The organism is Sinorhizobium alkalisoli (assembly GCF_008932245.1).
GTDB classification, from domain to species: Bacteria; Pseudomonadota; Alphaproteobacteria; order Rhizobiales; family Rhizobiaceae; genus Sinorhizobium; species Sinorhizobium alkalisoli.
Genome location: NZ_CP034909.1, coordinates 235,308 through 256,235, shown reverse-complemented (window position 1 = coordinate 256,235; position 20,928 = coordinate 235,308). Strand labels below are relative to the sequence as shown.

The 20,928-nt window shown below is 62.0% G+C and carries 23 protein-coding genes; 6 read left to right on the top strand and 17 right to left on the bottom strand.

Features of this window, described 5'->3' with window-relative positions; genetic code table 11:
* Positions 1-11 precede the first annotated feature (11 nt).
* From fliE to EKH55_RS01180, 7 genes are all read right to left on the bottom strand, one after another.
* A complete protein-coding gene (fliE, locus tag EKH55_RS01210; RefSeq protein ID WP_151610826.1) occupies positions 12-341 on the bottom strand; it encodes a flagellar hook-basal body complex protein FliE in 330 nt (109 codons plus the stop codon).
* Positions 341-760 carry a flagellar basal body rod protein FlgC gene (flgC, locus tag EKH55_RS01205; RefSeq protein WP_069459494.1) on the bottom strand — a complete coding sequence of 140 codons (420 nt, stop codon included), beginning with the start codon at positions 758-760 and terminating at the stop codon, positions 341-343. Before flgC ends, fliE begins: the two co-directional genes overlap by 1 nt.
* 5 nt (positions 761-765) lie before the next feature.
* A complete protein-coding gene (flgB, locus tag EKH55_RS01200; RefSeq protein WP_069459495.1) occupies positions 766-1,146 on the bottom strand; it encodes a flagellar basal body rod protein FlgB in 381 nt (126 codons plus the stop codon).
* Between the two features lie 245 nt (positions 1,147-1,391).
* Complete coding sequence (locus EKH55_RS01195; protein ID WP_151610825.1) at positions 1,392-1,940, bottom strand: flagellar protein; 549 nt, start codon at positions 1,938-1,940, stop codon at positions 1,392-1,394.
* A 1-nt stretch (position 1,941) separates the two neighbouring features.
* Positions 1,942-3,342, bottom strand: coding sequence for a flagellar protein export ATPase FliI (fliI, locus tag EKH55_RS01190; protein ID WP_151610824.1), 1,401 nt, complete (start codon positions 3,340-3,342; stop codon positions 1,942-1,944).
* A 16-nt stretch (positions 3,343-3,358) separates the two neighbouring features.
* On the bottom strand, positions 3,359-4,084 hold the full coding sequence (gene flgF, locus EKH55_RS01185) for a flagellar basal-body rod protein FlgF (RefSeq protein WP_151610823.1): 726 nt from the start codon (positions 4,082-4,084) through the stop codon (positions 3,359-3,361).
* A gap of 1 nt (position 4,085) precedes the next feature.
* Entirely contained in the window at positions 4,086-4,865 is a 780-nt protein-coding gene (locus EKH55_RS01180) for a DUF1217 domain-containing protein (protein WP_151610822.1), read from the bottom strand.
* A 212-nt stretch (positions 4,866-5,077) separates the two neighbouring features.
* Here EKH55_RS01180 and motA point away from each other — a divergent pair, with 212 nt between their 5' ends.
* The 6 genes from motA to EKH55_RS01150 all read left to right on the top strand — a co-directional run bounded on the left by motA (position 5,078) and on the right by EKH55_RS01150 (position 10,375).
* Positions 5,078-5,956 (top strand): flagellar motor stator protein MotA, encoded by an 879-nt coding sequence (gene motA / locus EKH55_RS01175; protein ID WP_069459500.1) that lies wholly within the window; start codon positions 5,078-5,080, stop codon positions 5,954-5,956.
* A gap of 4 nt (positions 5,957-5,960) precedes the next feature.
* The gene (locus tag EKH55_RS01170) at positions 5,961-6,908 is read left to right on the top strand and encodes a FliM/FliN family flagellar motor switch protein (protein ID WP_151610821.1); all 948 of its coding nucleotides are present in this window, start codon (positions 5,961-5,963) and stop codon (positions 6,906-6,908) included.
* A gap of 51 nt (positions 6,909-6,959) precedes the next feature.
* Positions 6,960-7,559 carry a flagellar motor switch protein FliN gene (gene fliN / locus EKH55_RS01165; RefSeq protein WP_192803730.1) on the top strand — a complete coding sequence of 200 codons (600 nt, stop codon included), beginning with the start codon at positions 6,960-6,962 and terminating at the stop codon, positions 7,557-7,559.
* A gap of 27 nt (positions 7,560-7,586) precedes the next feature.
* Complete coding sequence (gene fliG / locus EKH55_RS01160) at positions 7,587-8,618, top strand: flagellar motor switch protein FliG (protein WP_069459503.1); 1,032 nt, start codon at positions 7,587-7,589, stop codon at positions 8,616-8,618.
* Positions 8,619-8,849: 231 nt separating this feature from the next.
* Complete coding sequence (flhB, locus tag EKH55_RS01155) at positions 8,850-9,932, top strand: flagellar biosynthesis protein FlhB (RefSeq protein WP_151610819.1); 1,083 nt, start codon at positions 8,850-8,852, stop codon at positions 9,930-9,932.
* Positions 9,929-10,375, top strand: coding sequence for a hypothetical protein (locus EKH55_RS01150; protein WP_083265368.1), 447 nt, complete (start codon positions 9,929-9,931; stop codon positions 10,373-10,375). Before flhB ends, EKH55_RS01150 begins: the two co-directional genes overlap by 4 nt.
* A 192-nt stretch (positions 10,376-10,567) precedes the next feature.
* Here EKH55_RS01150 and visR read toward each other — a convergent pair whose 3' ends face one another.
* From visR to EKH55_RS01100, 10 genes are all read right to left on the bottom strand, one after another.
* Positions 10,568-11,299 (bottom strand): transcriptional regulator VisR, encoded by a 732-nt coding sequence (gene visR, locus EKH55_RS01145; protein ID WP_069459506.1) that lies wholly within the window; start codon positions 11,297-11,299, stop codon positions 10,568-10,570.
* A gap of 10 nt (positions 11,300-11,309) precedes the next feature.
* Entirely contained in the window at positions 11,310-12,047 is a 738-nt protein-coding gene (visN, locus tag EKH55_RS01140; protein ID WP_151610818.1) for a transcriptional regulator VisN, read from the bottom strand.
* 836 nt (positions 12,048-12,883) lie between these two features.
* Complete coding sequence (gene fliF / locus EKH55_RS01135) at positions 12,884-14,557, bottom strand: flagellar basal-body MS-ring/collar protein FliF (RefSeq protein ID WP_151610817.1); 1,674 nt, start codon at positions 14,555-14,557, stop codon at positions 12,884-12,886.
* A 289-nt stretch (positions 14,558-14,846) separates the two neighbouring features.
* Complete coding sequence (cheT, locus tag EKH55_RS01130; RefSeq protein WP_069459508.1) at positions 14,847-15,233, bottom strand: chemotaxis protein CheT; 387 nt, start codon at positions 15,231-15,233, stop codon at positions 14,847-14,849.
* A 44-nt stretch (positions 15,234-15,277) separates the two neighbouring features.
* Complete coding sequence (gene cheD, locus EKH55_RS01125) at positions 15,278-15,832, bottom strand: chemoreceptor glutamine deamidase CheD (protein WP_069459509.1); 555 nt, start codon at positions 15,830-15,832, stop codon at positions 15,278-15,280.
* The gene (locus tag EKH55_RS01120) at positions 15,829-16,218 is read right to left on the bottom strand and encodes a response regulator (RefSeq protein WP_034851752.1); all 390 of its coding nucleotides are present in this window, start codon (positions 16,216-16,218) and stop codon (positions 15,829-15,831) included. Before EKH55_RS01120 ends, cheD begins: the two co-directional genes overlap by 4 nt.
* A complete protein-coding gene (gene cheB / locus EKH55_RS01115) occupies positions 16,219-17,268 on the bottom strand; it encodes a protein-glutamate O-methylesterase CheB (protein WP_151610816.1) in 1,050 nt (349 codons plus the stop codon). It abuts the gene before it with no gap.
* Positions 17,265-18,173, bottom strand: coding sequence for a protein-glutamate O-methyltransferase (locus EKH55_RS01110; protein ID WP_151610815.1), 909 nt, complete (start codon positions 18,171-18,173; stop codon positions 17,265-17,267). Before EKH55_RS01110 ends, cheB begins: the two co-directional genes overlap by 4 nt.
* Positions 18,170-18,637, bottom strand: a complete 468-nt coding sequence (locus EKH55_RS01105; protein ID WP_069459512.1) for a chemotaxis protein CheW — start codon at positions 18,635-18,637, stop codon at positions 18,170-18,172. The genes EKH55_RS01110 and EKH55_RS01105 overlap by 4 nt, the downstream gene beginning before the upstream one ends.
* A gap of 4 nt (positions 18,638-18,641) precedes the next feature.
* Positions 18,642-20,924, bottom strand: coding sequence for a chemotaxis protein CheA (locus EKH55_RS01100; protein ID WP_151610814.1), 2,283 nt, complete (start codon positions 20,922-20,924; stop codon positions 18,642-18,644).
* Positions 20,925-20,928 lie beyond the last annotated feature (4 nt).

Genomic DNA, 20,928 nt, shown 5'->3' with positions numbered 1-20,928 from the left:
GACACGTTCCTTCAGATCTGCATGCGCGCGATTTCGAGATAGGCGGTGACCACCTTGTCGCGGATGGCAATCGCGGTCTGCAGCGACTGTTCCGCCGTCATCACCGCATCGACGACTTCACGGGTATTGGCCTCGCCGCGGATGGCCTGCATCGATATCCCTTCTGCAGACTTCATCGAGTGAATGGCGTCGGTGGTCATGTTGCCCAGGACTTCGGCGAAGCTCTGCGACTGCGGGGCGGCCGCGCCGGCATGCGACACAACGAGCGCGGTGGAGGCGTTCAGCTCCGCTCCCTCCGCCTTGGCCGAAAATGCGCCGATGGACTGAATTGCGTCGATCATTATTGCGAAGCCCTCAACAGGTCGATTGTCTGGGAAATGAGATCGCGAGACTGCTTGATGGTCTGCAGATTGGCCTCATAGGCGCGGTTCGCCTCACGCATGTCGGCCATTTCCACGAGGATGTTGACGTTCGGCAGCTTGACCATGCCCTTCTCGTCGGCGGCCGGGCTGCCGGGGTCGAACTCGACATTGAATTCGGAATCATCGGTGCCGATGCGGTCGACCTCGACCAGCGATGCGCCGCTTGCCCGGTCGACTTCCGCCGCGAAGGAAACGGTCTTGCGGCGAAAGGGATCGGCGCCGGGGGCGTCGCCGGTCGAGCGGGCATTGGCGATGTTCTCGGAAACGATGCGCAGCCGGGTCGATTCCGCCTGCAGGCCGGAAGCCGAAACCTTGAGGGCAGAAGTCAAAGGATCCATGGTGTCTACTTCCGTACGGTCATGAGCATCATGCGGTGAAAGGCCTTCACGAGTCCCGAGTTGAGCTCGTGGTCGCGCTTGATCTCACCGGTCTTCATCAATTCCTGTTCGAGCGCGACGGTATTGCCGGACTGCTGCACCTCGACATCGTCCAACGCGCTGACCTCTGTCACCTGGGCTGCTTCCGGGCTTTCGGTGAAATGAGCGGCATGGGTGGCGGCCATCTGCAGGCCGGTACTCTGCAGCACGCTTTCGAAGGGCAGGACGTCCCTGGCCCTGTAGTGCGGCGTATTGGCATTGGCGATGTTGCCCGCCACGACGTTCTGGCGGACCGTCAGCCATTGAGCCTGGCGCGACGCGAGTTCGAAAAGCTGAATCGGTTCCATCTAAAGCTCCTGCTTATGACGTGGAACCTAAGGGGGTAATCTTGCGTGGGACTTGTCGTGAAGCAGGTTTGCCGCAGGCCGCGTGATGGCAAGGGACGAAGACGGCTGCGGGCCTCCCCTGGGCACATGCACCCGGGAGGCCGGCGCATCGGCCCGAAAAGCGGAACCGATTTGAGGAAAGCTCGATGCGCAGATTCAAAGAACGACAGATGCAAAGCGCAAGAATTGCCGTGCCGGGGCTTCGCCTACCTCGCCTGGTAGATCTCGCCCTTGGAGGTGATCATCACCCAGCGACCGTCCCGCTGCTCGAAGGTCGCAAGGCGGCTGTTGTCCGGCAGAACGGAGCCGAGACGGACGACATACATGCCGCCTTCATCCTCGATGAGCGCCCTGCCATTGGCGACATGCATCAACTTGAAGCGCGACGCCGGGAATGGCTGGTCTGGTCCGGCTTCCGCCTGGTTCTTGTCAGCCTGCGGATCGTACTCCGGCCCGGGCACGGTCGCCGTCGTCAGCCGGTCGATGGCGGCGGCGATCTCGTCGTCCTTGTCCGGCATTGCCAGCGGCGAGACGGAAACGACGTCGCGGCCGGGACGTTCGGGAAGGTCGCGGCTCGTCTCCTGCCACAGCGTCGGCATGCTGAACTCGTCCTGGTGGAGAAGCGCATACCAGGGAAAGAAGGTCGCGAAGGCCGCCATGGCCAGGCCCAGGGCACCGAGCAGCCTGTCGATCACCGGCGTCCTGGCGTCGCGCCGGCGCTGGCGGACGATCTCGTCCGCGTCGTAATCGGTCATTCTAGGACCTCCTGGGCGCGCCGGCGCCCGGCTGGTTGCCCATTGCGGCAGCCTTCAACGCGTTGGCGAGGTCGGTGAAAGCATCGACTGCGGGCCGTTCGCCGGGCGTCTGCTTCAAAACGTCGTAAATGACGGGAACCTGCTTGATCGCCATGTCGACATCCGGATCGCCGCCAGCACGGTAGCCGCCGATCAGCCGCAGGTCGCGCGTTTCCTCGAAACGGTGGATCAGCGACTTCAGGCGGGCAGCGAGCTTTTCCTGATCGGGCGTCCAGGCCTTGCGCGCCAGACGGGAGATCGAGGCAAGCGGATTGATGGGCGGGTATCTCCCCTCCTCCGCAAGGCTACGGTCGAGGACGATGTGCCCGTCGAGAATGCCGCGTGCCGAATCGGCGACCGGATCGTTGTGATTGTCCCCGTCGACCAAGATGGAAATGATGGCGGTGATCGTGCCCGTTCCCTCGGCGCCGGGTCCGGCGCGCTCGAGCAGACGCGGCAGTTCCGTGAACACCGAGGCCGGATACCCGCGCGCGATGGGCGGCTCGCCGGCCGCCGTTGCCACCTCACGAATCGCATGCGCGAAGCGCGTGACGCTGTCGACGATGAGCAGGACGTTATCCCCCTTGTCGCGATAGTGCTCGGCGATTGTGACCGCGGTCAGCGGCGCCATTTTCCTGAGCATGGGGCTCTCGTCGCTGGTAGCGACAACGGCGACCGACTTGGATAGATTGTCGCCCAGCGTGTCCTCGATGAACTCGCGCACCTCGCGGCCGCGCTCGCCGACGAGCGCGATCACCACCTTGTCGAACGCATCGGCGCGCGCAAGCATCGACAGAAGCGTCGACTTGCCGACGCCGGAGCCGGCAAAAATGCCGAGCCGCTGCCCGAGGCACAGGGGCGAGAAGATATCGATGGCCCGCACGCCGGTCTTGAAACCCTGCTCGACCCGTCTGCGCGTCATCGACGGCGGCGCGGCATTCGAAATCGAACGGCGGATCTCGCCCTGCAGCAGCGGGCCGAGACCGTCGATCGGCTCGGCGAGCGCATTGACCGTGCGCCCGCACCAGTTGCCGGTTGGCGCGATGCGGAAGGCTCCCTTGCGGATGACCACGTCATGGATGCCGATCGGGTCGCCAGGCTCGATCGGACAGACGACGACACGTTCCGGCTCGACGCGGACCACTTCGCCGAGGTGGGTGCCGGTCGCGCTCTTATGCGCGACGAAATCGCCGAGCCGGACATGCCGCGACAGCCCGGTGACCGTGTAGTGCCCGGGCGAAATGGTCTGGACATGCCCCCCCGGTGCGATCGCGACGTCGGGATTGGCGTAACGCGCGACGAGCCCGGCAAGGGCCGCCAGTGACGTCGATGTCGCAATGGTCTCAGAACCTTGTCGTTCCATGCAGATATCCGTCGTATTAGCGGGCGCCGCCGAGTGTCTTGATCGCCTCGTCGAGCGAGCCCTCGCTGTCGCGCATCAGCGCGGTCACATTGTCGAAGGCGCGCGTCACCATGATGAGCTGCGTCATCTCCTGAATGGCATTGACATTCGACTCTTCTAGGAAGCCCTGCATCACACCGACGTCGAATCGGTCGACCACCGGCTCCGGCTGGATGGCAGGCATCACGGCGCTGTTGTCGTAACGCATGAAGCCGCCGCTGAAATCCGCCTGGTACAGGCCGAGGGACGCAACCTGAGTGTCGTTCTGGTGGATGACTCCGTCGGCGCCGACCTTTATGTCGCCGGCCGCGCCGTTGACCTGGATCGGGGCGCCGCCGGCGTCGAGCACCGGGTACCCCTTGATGGTGACAAGTTCTCCCGCCTCGGTCAGGCTGAAGCGGCCGTCCCGGGTGAGCGCCGGACCGGCGGGCGTCTCGATCGAGAACCAGGCGTCCCCCCGGACGGCAAAGTCAAGCGTGGCGCCGGTCCGCGCCAGCGAGCCGCTGGTGGTGCTCAGATATTCGTCGCCTTCCGACACATAGGAGACCTTGGTGGGCTTCGTGTCGCCGAGCACCTGGTTGAATTTCACCTCCGTAGCGCGGAAGCCGACGGTGTTGGAATTCGCAATATTGTCCGCAAGCGTGTTGAGGCGCTTTTCGAGCGCCATCTGCGACGAAAGCGCGACATAGAGGCCGGTCTGCACGTCAGCGCCCCCCAAGTTTCAGGTTATTGATGGACAGCAGCAGGTCGGCCGAGATGCCGTAGCCACTCGAGGAACCGAATACTGCGAGCGGGTCGTAACTGTCGGATGAATGCTCGATCTCCCAAATCGCCGTGAAGCGGTCGAGGAATGCCGAGAGCTTTCCTGGATCCCGGAAATCCTCCAGCTCGATCGCCTTCTCGATGGTTTTCGCCTGCTGGTCCACGTCGGTCGCGGCGAATTCGTCAGGCAGTTGCAGAACCGTTCGAACGACCTGCGCCAACGCCTCGTCGGCGATGATCTCGTAGGCACTGGTGATCGCCGGAGCCGTGCGCTGGAAATAGAGCGCCAGCCTGACGCCGGTATTGTCCTGCCCGGCATTCTCCTCGAGCGTCTGGCGCGTATATTTGCCGACGACCCCCTGCTGGGCGCTGTCGAAGGCCGTGGCCGCTTCGCCATGGCGGGCGAAATTCAGAGATTCGACCAGCGCCTTGTAGCGGTTATCCGACAGCTTGTTGGCAAAGGCGTCGTCGCTGTCGATGCCCTCGGTCAGGACTTTTCGCATGAAGGCCTTGGCATAGGCCATGTCCTCGAGGCCATGCGCCTTCATCGCGTAATTATAGAGCCGGCTGTCGGCGAAGAACTCGTCGAGCGATTTGATGCTGCCGATCTTGGAAAGGTAATAATCCGTCTCGCGGGCAACGTCCGGCTGCTCGGAAACGCGCTCAAGCGACTTCGTGAGATCGGCGGTGATCAGTCTGTAGCTCGTGTAGGTCGTCGTCACGATCCGTTCCGTCCGAATTCGAGCGGGAATCCCGCTTCGCCTGTAGAGAAGCCGGGACGCGATTCGGGCCCGACGCTGGCAAAATGCTGACCTGACTTGCTTGCGCGAACCTGATCCGCGGCCGGAGTGCCGATCGGTTTCACGGCCAGCCTCACGCAAGGATGAAATCCTATTCCATCCAAGGGAAATCACGATCGCGACAGGTATCGACAATGAACATCATCATCGGACTCCTTGTGACTTTCGGCTGTATTCTCGGCGGCTACGTCGCGATGGGCGGCCATCTGGAAGTCCTCAACCAGCCGTTCGAGCTGATGATCATCGGCGGCGCCGGTATCGGCGGCTTCATCATGGCGAATTCGATGAAGGTGGTGAAAGACACCGGCAAGGCGCTCGGCGAAGCCTTCAAGCACAAGGTACCGAAGGAGCGCCACTATCTCGACACCCTTGGCGTGCTCTACAGCCTGATGCGCGATCTCAGAACCAAGTCGCGCAACGAAATCGAAAGCCACATCGACAATCCCGACGAATCCTCGATCTTCCAGTCCGCCCCCACCGTCCTTCAGAACAGGGAACTGACGGCCTTCATCTGCGACTACGTGCGCCTGATAATCATCGGCAACGCCCGATCGCACGAGATCGAGGCGCTGATGGACGAGGAGATCCAGACGATCACCCACGACAAGATGAAGTGCTATCACGCGCTGACGACCATGAGCGACGCCCTGCCCGCCATCGGCATCGTCGCCGCGGTCCTCGGCGTGATCAAGGCCATGGGCGCAATCAGCGAGGCGCCGGAAGTGCTGGGCGCGAAGATCGCCGCAGCGCTCGTCGGAACGCTGCTCGGCGTATTCCTCTCCTATTCGGTCGTTGCCCCCCTCGTCTCCAACATCAAGGCGGTCCGCGAAAAGCAGAACCGGCTCTACGTCCTCGTCAAGCAGACGCTGCTGGCCTACATGAACGGCTCCGTTCCGCAGGTGGCGCTCGAATATGGCCGCAAGACGATCTCCGCCTATGAGCGGCCGTCGATCGACGCGGTCGAGCAGGAAATGATGAACCCGGGCGGCGGCAGCGAGAGCAAGGCGGCTTGATACCATGACTGCGAGCACGGCATCGAACATCCATCCCTTCGACAAGCGGCTGTTGGCGCGCATGATCGGCGCGCTCGGCGACGACAAGGTGATCGGCCGCACCGCCCTGGAGATCGGCCAGGTCCTCGGTGAAGTCCTGCCGGACCTTCTCAAGGCCGAGACGGGCCGCGACATCACGATCGGCTATGCGGGATACAAGACGGGCCTTCGCAACGACCTCATCGCCGAACTGGGCGACGGCTTCCTCATCTGCGACGTCTCGCTGCGCAACTGGTGCGAGGACTTCCAGATCGGCTGCGACAGTCCCGTTCTCGTCACGCTCGTCGAAGCGCTGCTCGGCGCCGAGCCGACAGGGATCGAGGAGCCGGAGCCGAGGGCGTTGTCGAAGATCGAGATAGACGTGGCGGCGCCGGTGTTCGACAGGATCGCAGAGGTTCTGCGCATGGCCGTCAACGCTCCAGGCGGGCATGAACCGGTGCTCAGCCGCCCCCACAACAGCGAAGACCGCCCGCAACCGGATCACGCGATGGCGGATGTCTATGCGGCCTCCATCGACATGACGATCGGACTCGGCCCGGTGCTCTCGACCTTCTGCCTGATCATTCCGCAAGGCACGCTGCTCAAGACCCAGATCACCATGCCCGGCAGCGCCGGCCAGAATGCGGGTGCGAAAGCCGAGTGGGCGGAACAGATCAAGGAGCAGGTCCGCCGATCGGCGGTAACCCTCGAGGCGCGGATCCGGCTGGACAGCCTGACGCTTGACACCATCAGCCGGCTGCAGCTCGGCGATGTGATCCCGTTCCATGACGACCAGGACGTCCAGGTCGAGGTCAACGCCAACGGACGGGAGCTCTACATCTGCGAGTTCGGCCGGTCCGGCGCCAAATACACGGTCCGGGTCAAGGATACGCACGGGTCCGAACAGGACATCCTTCGCCACATCATGAGTTAAACCGCGCCTCTCAGAATGCCTGAGGCAAGCTTCAACTGGAATGATCCGCACATGGTACGAAAAAAAGCAGCATCCATCGACGAACAGGCCGGATTCACGGAAGACGCCGAACTCGACCAGGCAATCGACGACCTGCGCGGCGTTCTGAAGAAGGACAATGCCCCGACCGATTTCGGCGCCGATTTCGCAGCGCCCGCACCGGCGGCCGACCTCTCGGACTTCGGTAGCGATTTCGGCGCAGCCGATGGGGCCGGCTTCGGCGGGAGTTTCGCCGACGGCGGCTTCGGCGGCGATTTCGGCGGAACCGACGCGCCCGGAAACACCGACCTCGACAGCGGGTTCGGCGGCAATGATTTCGATGTCGGCTCCTCGGCACAAGACGCACCGGGCAGCGGCATGACCGCAAATATGGACCTGATCATGGACATCCCGATCGATGTCCAGATCGTGCTCGGCACCAGCCGTATGCAGGTGTCCAGCCTCATGGGCCTTTCCGAGGGAGCGACGATCGCGCTCGACCGGAAGATCGGCGAGCCCGTGGAAATCATGGTCAATGGTCGTGTGATCGGCCGCGGCGAGATCACCGTCCTCGACGGCGACGTAACCCGGTTCGGTGTCAAGCTCATCGAGATCAAGAGCAGCAAGAAGTAAGCCCGATGTTGGGCGAAGGATGAATCCATGACGGATTTCGGAAGTTTCGAAGGACAGGCGTTAGCCAAACCGCTGTCACAGACGGAAAAGGCGGCGGCCGTGCTGCTGGCCATGGGCAAGTCCGTGGCGGGCAAACTGCTGAAATTCTTCACGCAAAGCGAACTGCAGGCGATCATCGCCGCGGCGCAGACGCTGCGTGCCATTCCTCCCCACGAGCTCGAAGCGCTCATCAACGAATTCGAAGATCTCTTCACCGAAGGCGCGGGCCTGATGGACAATGCCAAGGCCATGGAGAGCATCCTCGAAGAAGGTCTGACGCCGGATGAGGTCGACGGGCTGCTCGGACGCCGGGCGACGTTCCAGTCCTACGAGGCCAACATCTGGGACCGCCTGCAGGACTGCGATCCTGTCGCCGTTTCGAAGCTGCTCGCCGAGGAACACCCGCAGACCATCGCCTACGTTCTGTCGATGATGCCCTCGAACTTCGGCGCCAAGGTGTTGCTGCAGCTTTCGGACAGGCAGCGACCGGACATTCTCAACCGCGCGGTCAACATGAAGAATGTCAGCCCCAAGGCGGCCGCCATCATCGAAGCCCGCGTGGTCGAGATGATCGACGAGATGGACGCGGAACGCAATTCGCCCGGACCGGCCAAGATCGCGGAAGTGATGAATGAGCTCGAAAAGAAGCAAGTAGATACGCTGCTTGCCTCGCTCGAGACGCTCAACACCGACTCGGCCAAGAAGGTCCGGCCGAAGATCTTCCTGTTCGACGACATCCTCTACATGCCGCAGAGAAGCCGCGTGCAGCTCTTCAACGACGTCTCCACGGACATCATCACCATGGCGCTCCGGGGCTCGGCTGCGGAACTGCGCGAATCGGTCCTCGCGTCGATCGGCGCGCGCCAGCGCCGGATGATCGAATCGGATCTGGCCGGCGGCGACGCCGGCATCAACCCGCGCGACGTCGCGATCGCGCGGCGGTCGATTGCGCAGGAGGCGATTCGCCTCGCCGCGAGCGGACAACTGGAACTCAAAGAGAAAGAGGCGGAAGCAGCCTGACCGAATCGCGGCTCTCAGTCGCGACTTTCTCCAAATCCGAAGCCACACATTGATTTCTGTTGAGTCGGACGCCTAACCAGTGGCCGGCTCTTGCATATGGGGCGCGCGCGGTCCACCAGAGAAGCGCCTCGTCTCAGCCTGCGGATCGATTCTGCAGGCGCGCATGGCACGGGATGTGCGCCGGCGTTGGCTTTTCTCATCCCACTTTATGGCGGCGGGAGCGTTCCGTTCATGTCGGACGATCAGGACAAGGACAGCAAAACCGAGGCGCCGTCGGAGAAGAAACTTTCCGATGCCGCCGACAAAGGCAATCTCCCCTTTTCCCGCGAAACGACAGTCTTCGCCTCGACGCTGGCGATCTACATCTTCATCGTCTTCTTCCTGGCGGATGGCGTGGCAAACACGGCGCAAGCGCTCAAGGACATCTTCGAACAGCCGGAAGCCTGGCGCATCGGCACGGCGACCGACGTCGTCGGTCTGGTCTCGCACATCCTCTTGAAGGCGGCTGCGCTGCTCGTACCGATCTTCGTCCTGCTCATCCTCTTCGGGGTCGGATCCTCGATTTTCCAGAACCTGCCGCGCCCCGTCCTCGACCGCGTCATGCCGAAGATGAACCGGGTGTCGCCAGTGGCGGGTTTCAAGCGCATTTACAGCGTTCCGGGGCTCGTGGAATTCGGCAAGTCGCTGTTCAAGATCATCATCGTCTCGCTCATCGTCGTCTTCGTTCTATGGAACGACTACTTCGCGACGCTCGACCTGATGTTTTCCGATCCGGTAACGATCTTCACGACGATGATGTCCGACCTCAAGCAGATCATGATTGTCGTCCTTCTGGCGACGGCGGTGCTGGCGATCGTCGACCTGTTCTGGACCAGGCATCATTGGTACACGCAACTGAAGATGACGAAGCAGGAGGTGAAGGAAGAACTGAAGCAGTCGCAGGGCGACCCGATCGTCAAGTCGCGGCTGCGCTCGATGCAGCGCGACCGCGCGCGCAAGCGCATGATGGCCTCCGTGCCGCGCGCCACACTCGTCATCGCCAACCCGACACACTACGCCGTCGCGCTCCGCTACGTGCGCGAGGAAAACGAGGCGCCGGTGGTCGTTGCCCTGGGCCAGGATCTGGTGGCCCTGAAAATCCGCGAGATCGCCGAGAAGAACAACATCCCCGTTTTCGAAGATCCACCGCTCGCCCGCTCCATGTTTGCACAAGTCTCGGTAGATAGTGTCATTCCACCGGTGTTTTACAAGGCGGTCGCCGAGCTGATTCACCGGGTCTACGCAGCTCAGCCGCAACAGAGACGGGTGACATAATCTTGAAAAAGAACGAATTCTCCGAAGAACGCGAAAAGATAGTGGCAGAGGCGATCCGTCCGATAGCAACGGAACTGCGTCTGATCGATGCTGCGGATTTCATCGCGCTTCTGCGGTTCGAGTCCTATGCGAGCCTCGCCGACCTCGTGGAATCGGCTGCAGAACTTTATTTCCAGCCCGGAACCGTCAATTTCGGCCTCGGCGGGAACTATAGCCTCGACTGGAACAGTTGCCCCGAGATCACCCTCGACCTCGAACTGAAGCCGCGCGGCGTCGCGGTCTATGTGCGCCTCGTCCTTGCCGGGGAAACGGCCGGCATAGAAATCAGCCACATCAATTTCCAGAAGCCCTCGAAAGATCCCGACGAGAACACGGCCTTCCTCGCCAGAAGCCTGGCGGAGGCGAAATTCGTCAGGTCCTATCCGCTCCCGCTGGCAAGCTGACCAGAAGAAATGCACCTTTACAGCGCCGCGCGTCTGTTCAGACGCGCAAAGGTCGCTGTAACTCTTTGAACCGGCGCATCGAGCTTTCCGAAGATCGGGTACGATTTTCGGGCCGATGCGCGAGCGCCGCACGTCTTCTCGGGCGCTGCGGCGCTGCATTCTTCGCGAGCTTGGCGAACTCCGGTGCAGATATCAGCTGATATAGCCGAGTCGTATGGCCTTGGCGATCGCCTGAATGCGGTTCACCGAATCGAGTTTCGTCGTCGCAGCGCCGAGATAGGCGTTCACCGTGTGGACGGATAGACCCATCTTGTCGGCGATCTCCTCGCTGATATGGCCGTCGCCCGCCATCTGCAAGCAGGCGATCTCGCGGTCGCTGAGCGCTTCGGCCTTGACGGTCCGCCTTTCATCGGCGGCCAGCATGTCGGTCATGACGTGGGCGCAGCGTCCGTGCAGTTCGACAAGCTGTTCGCCGGACGCATCCATGTAGCTGCCGGTAAACACCACGTAGCCGTTCCCCTGAGCGCCAAGCCTCACAGGAAAACCGATCCCGGAATAGGAGAGCCTGCGGCCGCTTAAGCGATGCGTGAACGGCTCGAAATCGGACGCCTCTGCGACCTGATGCTGCCCCTGGCCGTCCCACAGCACCGGCAGCGGCGAGCGGTCGAGATGCTGGAGCAGCTCCTCCCCATAGACCTTGATGAGGTCGTGCGCATTCACTTCCGACGCGGCCCCCCAATTATGGAGCACGCAGGTAAGCTTGCGCGTCGCGGCCATTCCATTGACGCGCAGGACGGCGAAACTCTTCGCATTGATCTGCCGCTGCATCGCTTGCAGCCGTGCGACCAGCGTCGCAGCGCGGGCGGCCTTTCCGCTGCCGCCCGTGTCTTCGCAGTAGCGCGAGCCTGTCGTGATATGCGCCATCCTCGCGCTCCTACACCAGATTGTGGCGAACTGCGTGGGCAATCGCCTCCGACCGGGTCCGGGTGGCCGTCTTTCGCATCACGCTGGTGATGTAGTTGTTGATCGTGTTGCGGGAGATGCCGAGAATGACGGCGATTTCGTCGCTGGTCTTTCCTTCCGCTATCCAGAACAGGCATTCGATCTCGCGTTCGGTGAGTTCGAACTCCCGCTCCTGCCGTACGGCGACGTCCGCCTTCACGCTCGCAAGATAACTCGCCAGCACGCCGATGTCTCGCAGCCCGTCCTGAGACAAGATGACGTCCTCCGGGAATAGGAGCATGAACGACAAACGGGATCGACCCACATTCAAGGCGAGGATGCAATAGGAGCGGCTGATGCCACGCGGCAGGTCGATGTCGTCCGGCATGGGATGGAAGCATGGCTGAAGCGCCGCCAGGCACTTGTCCAGTTCGCTCGTCTTTGCATTCAAACCGACGACGATTCGCGAGAGCCGGCGAACGACGTCGAATGGCCAGTCGGAGCAGATGACGAAGTCGAGGCCACCGTCCTGGGAGAGATCATGCCGGGCCAGGAGGTAATGACTCGCCCCGACATATTCCGTCAGCGCCGCCAGTCCATTGCCGAGGCCGCTGCGGCTGACGGTTTCGCCAAGCCTTCCGATCAACTGTTCGCGCGATATGCCCCAACCACGCGCCCGTGGCGCAGCGGCCTCGAAAGACCGAGCTGCCTTCGCCTGCAAAATCTCCATGACATTCAGCCCCCATGCCGAATTCGGCGTCCCCATAGGCTTGCCTGCCCCACCGACATCCGACCGGGCCGGTACTCGCCACCACCGCAAAAACCAGGACGCGAATCATTTTATAAACTGTACATCGCTTCCCCTAAAATGGCACTGACATTGCCCGCTGGTTTGTATCCTCGTCCTCTTGCAGAGTCCGCGAACCATCTTTCCTCAAAATCCAGCCTCGCAATCGCAAACGGATATCAGGAATCAGGTATATAATTGATATTCAACAATTTTTCCTCCGACATTCGGACAGCGCGAGACTCTGGAGGCACCCAAATGCGCGACAGCTGCATCTCGCAGATGCAACCTGGACGCCAGATAAGAGACCGGCAGCCGAGAATACAACCGGGAGGGTTTTTTTAATGTATCTGGCTGTTGCCAAAATGCACCAAATGCAGATCGAAAGGACGGTAGAATAACTCCGAAGAACAAGGAGGGAGCAACGAAATTCTATTTCGATTCGCAAAGTTATATTTCGCCCAATTTAGATTCCGCGGAAAAGAACCGGGCACGCGGGAAAGTGGCAAATGGCTGACGCCGGCCACCCCGGAATAAATAAAAGTTAAGATCTCCTTAATTACGGCAACCAATCCCCAGGGCAAGCCTCCAACGCAACGACGGAATCTAGTCACCGACTCGCCGCCCCGATCGTCGGGAAACGTCGGTCTCGGACAATATTTCGATCGACTGTTACCGCTGCCGGAACACTCAGGCGGGTGGAGGCGATCCCGTGGCTCGCCAAACGAGAACGAAAGTCCCGCGCGGAGGCGGGATTTTCGTTCCGTATGTCTGCTCGATCAGGCGGCTTGGTCGAGGGACCACTTGCGCAGGATTTTCGCAGCCCGCTCCTCGCTGATCTCGACCATGCGAGCTAGTCTGCGCTCCGGGCCTTCCTTGACGCGGCGGTTGAAGCCGGCCTCGTCGCCCATGTCGAGCAGGTCGTCGGTGCTGTCGAAGCCGAAGTCGGAACCGAAGCCTTCCATGAGGGCGCCCCCGGCGCCGGCGCCGGCCGGCGAAAAGTCCGGCAGTTCGAGACCGGCCGCCTCGCCTTCGAGCTGACCCGCCTGGCCGCCGAAGCCCATCTGGCGTACCAGCGGCCGCATGCCCATCCAGACGACCACGAAGGCGACCGCGACGAAGGCGAGCGAGTTGATGATGCCGCCGAGATTGCGCGTCAGCATTTCCATGATGCCCGGGCCGGCGACGGCCTGGTCGAGCAATTGCGTTTCGACGAAGTCCATCGCCTTCAGCGTGACGACGTCGCCGCGCTTGGCATCGAAGCCTGCAGCCGATGAAACGATGTTCTGCATTTCCTGGAGATAGGCATCGATCTTCGCCTGGTCGGCCGGCTCGCCGACCATGGCCGCCAGACGGCCGCGATTGACGACAACCGCAATCGAGAGGCGCTCGATCGAGTAGCTGTTCTTGACGGTCGCGATCGTCTTGCTGTTGATCTCGTAATTCGTCTGTTCTTCCTTCTTGGCCGCCTCGTCGCTCGATTGCTGCCCGGCACCGCCACGAGGCTCCGCCTGCGGCACGTTCTGTTGTACGGTTGCGGCATTATCCGGCTGCTGCTGGCTGGATTTCTGTTCTTCCTTGATGACGCGCGTGGAACGCTCGACCCGCGATTCGGGATCGAAAACGGTCTCCTGGATCTGCTGCGCATCGGTGTTGAGTTCGGCGGTTACGCTGGTGCGGAAATTATCCATGCCGAGGAAGGGGGCGAGCGCATTGTCGATCTTCTTTTCGAGATCGGTCTGAACGTTCTGGACGACGCCGAGCGACTGGTTGAGGGCGCTGTTGGCAGGGTCGTCGCCGGAGGCGAGAAGCTGGCCGGTCGAATCGAGGATGGTGACATCGTCGATGTCGAGACCCGGCACCGACGATGCGACCAGATGGCGGATGGAGGCGGCGGCATTGCGACCGACCGTGGCACTCGCTCGAATCATCACCGAGGCCGTCGGCGTCTGCTCGGTCTTGCGGAAACTGCCCCGCTCCGGCATCACGATGTGGACGCGCGCGGCGGCAACGCCGGAGATCTGCTGGATCGTTCGGGCGATCTCGCCCTCGAGCGCGCGAACGCGCGTCACTTCCTGCATGAAGGAGGTGAGGCCGATGGAGCCGACATTGTCGAAGAGTTCGTATCCGGCATTGGCGCTATTCGGCAACCCGCGCTCGGCAAGCAGCAATCTCGCCTTGCCGTTCATGCCGACGGGAACCTGGATGCTGGCGCCATCGGAACCGACTTCGAAATCGATGTTCGCCTCTGCGAGCGCAAGGCTGATCTGGGTCACATCGCTGCGCTCGAGACCGACATAGAGCGTTTCATAAGACGGCTTGTTGACGTAGATGGCTGCGGCAAGGACGACACCGATTGCAACGACGCCGGCGACGGCAAGCGCGATCAGCTTGCCCTGCCCGAGACTACTCAGATTCTTCGTAAACGTCGAAAATTGATCGAACAGATTCATTCTGTTTCCGCACCCAGTACCGCATGACAGCCTCGCCCATGATCGACGTCGCCATGCGCAGATCCAACATTCGGGTTGCTGGGTATCGGCTCGATCGCCGACATTCGATACACGCGAATCTACCAGCCCCGGAAGCGAAGCTAGGCAGCGAAACTTGCGCGAACTTGACGGGGATTTGGAAAGTGGGCGATTCGTCGGAAGACGAATGCAGAATGCAGGCGACGATCGCCCGAGCACTCACGACGCGTGCGGCGGTATGAATGAGAAGATTCCGCAGCCGGTCAGCCGGTCAGAATGCCTCGAAATCACCCGAGGCTTTCGTCAGCGGCTGCGAGTGTCCATGGCGAAGAACGCCGTTGCCGAGGGCTTTCTTCATGTCCGCCAGCTTGACGAGATTGACAGCCGTGCTGACGTCCACCAGCCAGCTGTCGGGAATGGACGCGGTGATCGTGTCGATGAATTCAGCCAGCCCGCGCGTCTTCTGGACCGCCAGGTCGATGCCCTGGAATACCATCATCCTGTCGACATCCGCGCCGCCATCCCTGCTGTCCAGAAGCTGGGGTTCGATGCGCTCGATGAGATAGGCGACGTCGTGGAGCTCCGTGACGATTCGCATCAGCACTTCCGGCAGCGCTTCTTCCGCGTGAGGTGTGTTGCTTTGGCAATAGGTCTGCATGTCATATCTCACGTGGTTGTCGAAATCTGGAGCTTGGCCACCCTCTAGAAGAACTCGATCGAGCTCTCCGCCGGCTTCGGCACGGGCGCGGGCTTCTGGTCGAGCTGGATCGCCCGCTGGGCTTCCACGCCGGTCAAGGCATATTGGCGGGCGCGGCCGTTCACCGGCCAATATTCGAGCTTGCGCCCATGTTCGCCGCCCGTGCTTTCACCGACGATGCGAATGCCTTCGTCCATCAGGAACTGGCGTGCGAAAGCCGCGTTCTGCTCGCCGACATTGGAGAAGCGCGCAATCGTCCTCGCCCCGCCGAAAATCTTTGCCTCGAGGCGATCGCGACGAGCGCCCTGCTTCAACAGTCCATTGATGAGGAGCTCCATCAGATGCACGCCGTAGCGTGTGGCATCGCCGCCCGATGCTGCCGAACCCGCGGATCCCGGCAGGAGGAAGTGATTCATGCCGCCGACTCCGGCGACCGGGTCGCGCATGCAAGCCGCCACGCAGGAGCCGAGAATCGTCGAGAGAACGATATCGGGATCGTCGACGACCTTGAACTCGCCCTGGATGACGTGCACGCGCCTGCCGGCAGCCTCTGTCATCATTTCAGCGCCCCGAACACGGCTTCGATCGCCGCCTTCATCTTTTCGATCGTGAAGGGCTTCGCCAGAACGTTATTGGCGCCGAGCGCCGCCGCCTTCTGCACCAATGCCCGATCACCCTGGGCCGTCAGGATGATGAAGGCGGCCTTCTTGGTGGTGGGGTTCGAGCGCACCGCCTGCAGCAGCCCCAGGCCGTCCATCTTCGGCATATTGAAGTCCGAGATGACCAGATGGTGCGGATTCTGGGCCATGATCTTCATGCCCTGCTCCCCGTCACCGGCGGCCGTGATCTGCTTGAAGCCCAGCTGCTGCAAGGCATCCCCGAGCAGCAGCCGGCTCGTCACCTGATCATCGACGATCAGAACCTTTATTTTTTCGGCGATGGACATTTATTCAATTCCTTCCTTCCGGGCTGCTGCCGCTTTGAGAACCTCGTCCCCGATCGATCCGAGGGGGAGTTGCGTTTCAACAGCGCCCAATTCATAGGCAACTCTCGGCATGCCGTAGACGACACAGGTCTTTTCGTTCTGTCCGAATGTGCGTGCTCCGGCATGCCGCATTTTCAGGAGACCAGCCGCGCCGTCGCGACCCATTCCGGTCAGGATAACCCCGATTGCATTGCGCCCCGCCAACTCGGCAACCGAATCGAACAGCAAGTCGACAGACGGGCGATGGCCGTTGACGGGCTCACGGTCGACGAGCCTGCAGCAAGGCGCGACCGCGTTGGCGACCTGCAGATGCTTCTCGCCGCCGGGGGCCAGGTAGATCTTGCCGATTTCCAGCCGAGCGCCGTCGGTCGCCTCCGCGACGGCCGGAGCACAGAGCCTGTTCAGCCGTTCGGCGAAGCTCTTGGTGAAGGTGTGCGGCATGTGCTGTGTAATGACGGTCGGCGGGCATCTGGGCGGAAACTTCTGCAGTACCGCGATCAATGCCTCGACGCCCCCCGTCGAGGCGCCGATGGCGATGATCTTGCGGCTAGCACGGTATTCGGCTGCGGCGCCGACGGCCGGCGCCGCCGTGCTGTTCGTGGTGATCATCGCCTTTCGCTGCGAACGCGCCGCCGCCTTAACCTTGTCGACCAGCCCGTCGAACGGGTTCGGATCGCCGGCATGCGGTTTTCCGACACAATCGAAAGCGCCGATCTCGAGGGCGGCGATCGTCGCCTCCGCGCCCTTGTGCGTCAGCGTCGAGACCATGATGACCGGCATCGGCCTGAGCCGCATGATTTTTTCGAGGAATTCAAGGCCGTTCATATTCGGCATCTCGATGTCGAGAGTGACCACATCGGGATCGAGTTGCTTGATGGCCTGGCGCGCCTCGAACGCATCCGCGGCCTGGCCGACGACTCTCACTTCCGGATCGGCATTGAGCACGGCGGAGATCAGGCCACGCATCGTAGGCGAGTCGTCGACGACGAGAACGCGGGCGGGAGTGCTCATGCCCGACCTCCCTGGAACTTTCCGATATGTTGATAGGTGGTGACGCCGATGTTGTCGAAGAGCGCCTTGGCATCTCCGGACACCCGCTCCGAATGGCCGATGTAGAGATGTCCACCGCTATCGAGCAGGCTGGCAAAGCGCGACCAGATCTTCATCTGCGTCGGCTCGTCGAAATAGATCACAACGTTGCGGCAGAAGATCGCGTCAAAGGGCCCCTTGACCGGCCATTGCGCCATTAGATTGAGCTCGTTGAAGGTGATCAGGCGCTTGACGCGGTCGTCGATCTGCCACTTGGACCGGCCGGCGACTTCGACCTCCTTGAACCATTGCTTGCGCATGGCGGGATCAACCGTCTCCAGCGCCGTCGCGTCGTAGCACCCGGCCCGGGCGAGAGCGAGGATCTTCGGATCTATGTCGGTTGCCAGGATGCGGAAGTCGTAGTCCGACACATTCGGCAGGAGCGACAGCACCGTGAGCGCAATCGAGTAGGGCTCCTGCCCGTCCGAACAGGCCGCCGACCAGATTCGCACGCGACCACCCTGCTTTGCGCGCAAGATCAGATTCGGCAAGACCTCCGACTTCAGATGTTCGAAGTGATGGTTCTCGCGGAAGAAACGGGTAAAGTTGGTCGTCAGGTGCGAGAGCATGTCGCGGCGCGCCGCCGCGCCCGCGGGCGAGGCGACGAGCTGGCAATAATCGCGAAAGCCCCCGAGGGCAAGGCTACGGATATGCTTCGACAGCCTTGAATAGACGAGCGACGCTTTGGTTTCGTTGAGATAGATGCCGGCGTCCGCATAGATCATCGCCGCGATCTCGTTAAGGTCGCGACGGGTCAGCGGATATTCGCCGCTTGCGAGACATTCGTCCGGCGAGAGCTTCGGCTCGGTGGTCACCTGAAAATTCATGCCGCTTCCCTTTCCTCATTCGGGAAGACCGAATCGAGTTCGACAAGGCAGATCATGCGTCCCTGGATCGCCAGCACCCCGCGGGCGAAGCTTCGCTCGGAATCGGAAGCGATCTCCGGCGTGGGCTGGATATCGGAATCGGCGACCGTCAGGATATCGGAGACGGCGTCGACCAGCAGTCCCACGACCCTGGTGTTTACTTGGGCTACGATGATCACATGCCTCACCGTCGGCTCGGCCGGCTTCATACCGAGACGGGCCGAGAAATCGATGATCGGCAGCACCGCCCCGCGCAGATTGATGACGCCCAGAACATAGGGCGGCGCATGCGGCATCGGCGTCGCGGGCGTCCAGCCGCGTATTTCGCGGACCGACATGATGTTGACGCAGAATTCCTGGTCGCCGACGCGGAAAGCGATCAGCTCCCGTCCGCCAGTGGTCAGATTTTTTGCGGCATAGGTCATGATGTTATCCGGCTGCAGCTAGGGTCATTTCAGGCTTGAGGGACTGTCCGCGCGATGCGGCAACGATGGCGTCGACGTCGAGGATGAGCGCCACGCGCCCGTCGCCGAGTATGGTCGCCGCCGCGATGCCCGGAACATGCGTGTAGTTCGCTTCGAGGCTCTTGATGACGACCTGACGCTGCCCCTGGATGGCATCCACCATGAGGGCGCGCTGCCCGCCGCCTTCGGACTCGACCAGCAAGGCCACGCCTTCGACCGGATTGGCCTGCGTCGCGCGGAAATTCAGGATCCTGCCGACATCCACCAGCGGGCAGAAAGAGTTGCGTATCGAGATCAGCCGCTGGCTGGCACCGAAGCTGTGGATGGCGGAGGCTTCCGGTTGGAGTGTTTCGACGATCGCGGTCAGCGGCACCACCAGAGTCTGGTTGGCGACCGTGACCACCATGCCGTCCAGAACCGCGAGCGTCAGGGGCAAGCTCATCGTAAAGATCGAACCCTGCCCCGGCTTCGAGGAGATGTTGATGCGGCCGCCGAGCGCCTGGATCGACCGCTTGACGACATCCATGCCGACACCGCGACCGGAGATGTCGGAGATCTTGTCGGCGGTCGAGAAGCCCGCATGGAAAATCAGGTTGTCGGTTTCCTCGTCCGAGAGATTGGCATCGGCGGCGATGAGGTCATTGTCGATCGCTTTCTGACGCACTTTCTCGCGATTGATGCCCGCACCATCGTCGGCAAGCTCGATGACGATACGGCCGGAGCGATGCTTCGCCGTCAGCCGCACCGTGCCTTCCGGGTTCTTGCCGGCGGCAACACGCTTCTCGGGCGTTTCAAGGCCGTGGTCGACAGCGTTGCGAATCATATGCGTCAGCGGTTCAGCCAGTTTGTCGATGACCGTCTTGTCCACTTCCGTGTTCTCGCCCTCGGTGACGAGACGCACGGACTTGCCGGTCATATCGGCGATTTCGCGGACGATGCGGGACATGCGCTGGAAGACCGGCTTCACGGGCTGAGCACGGATCGCCATGACGCTGTCCTGGATCTCACGGGTGAGCTGTTGCAGCTCCTCGAGGCCCATATTGATCGACGACGTCCCATTGGTGTCGTTCTCGATGACGCTTTGCGACAACATCGCCTGGTTGATCACGAGTTCGCCAACAAGGTTGATCAGGCGATCGACGCGGTCGAGATCCACGCGGATCGTCGGCGTGGCGGCGGAGGCTCCCGGCTGGCCCGCCGCTTGGGCCGCAGCAACGGGCGCGGGGGCCGCAGTCTTCGCTGTTTCGGCGGTTGCACGCGCGGCGGTCTGCGCCATATGCAGGATGTTGCTTGCGGTCGCGGCAGCTGAAACAGTCGCGTCGTGCAGTTCGCGCGGCTGATCCGCGCTCTGATCTTCGTCTTCGGCCACGGCCGCCGGCGCCTCGTCGTCGAGCAGCGACAGATCGAAAGGAACCGGCTGCATCGGCAGCTCCTCGCCCGCCCCGGCGTGCGCGTCTCCCGCGAGCACCACCTCGAGCTCGCAGTCCCACTCGGCGAATTCGAACACGGCGCGGATCGCGTCTTCGCCCTTGTCCGTCTTCAGCGAAATCTTCCAGCTGAAATAGGCCGCTTCAGGGTTCATGCGATCGAGCGCCGGCAGCTCGTCCATGTCGCAAAGGATGCTCATCTCGCCAAGGCGCGAGAGATCGCGAAGAAGCAGCGTCGCGTCATTACCGTTCGAGTAGAGCTCCGATTTCGGCTTGAAGACGATCTCGAAGGTGGATGGCTCGATCGTCGGCGGCTCGCTCGAATCGAATTCATCGAAGGAGAATGCAACCGGCTGGAAGCCTTCCTCGTTCACGGTGGGCCGAGGCGCCTCCGCTACTGGCGCCGCCTTGACGGCTTCGACTGCGGGCTGTGGCAGCTCACCATTCGCCAGCGCCTCGAGCTCGGCTATCAGTTGCCGACTGCGGGCGCCGTCGACGCTGCCGCCGTCGCGTGCGGCGTTCGTCAGATCGGCAAGCACGTCCGCCGAGCGGAGCATGACTTTCAGCACGTCCTGTGTGGGTTCAAGCCTGTTGGATCGAACGCAATCGAGCGTCGTCTCGAATACGTGCGCAAACGAGACGAGGTCGTCCAGCCCGAACGCACCCGCGCCCCCCTTGATGGAGTGAACTGCGCGAAAGACGGCATTGACCGTTTCGGGATCGCGATCACCGTCGTTGAGCTTCAGGAGACCGGATTCCAGTTCTGCGAGCTGCTCCTCGCATTCCTGAAAGAAGATCTCTTTGATTTCGTTCATATCCATTGGA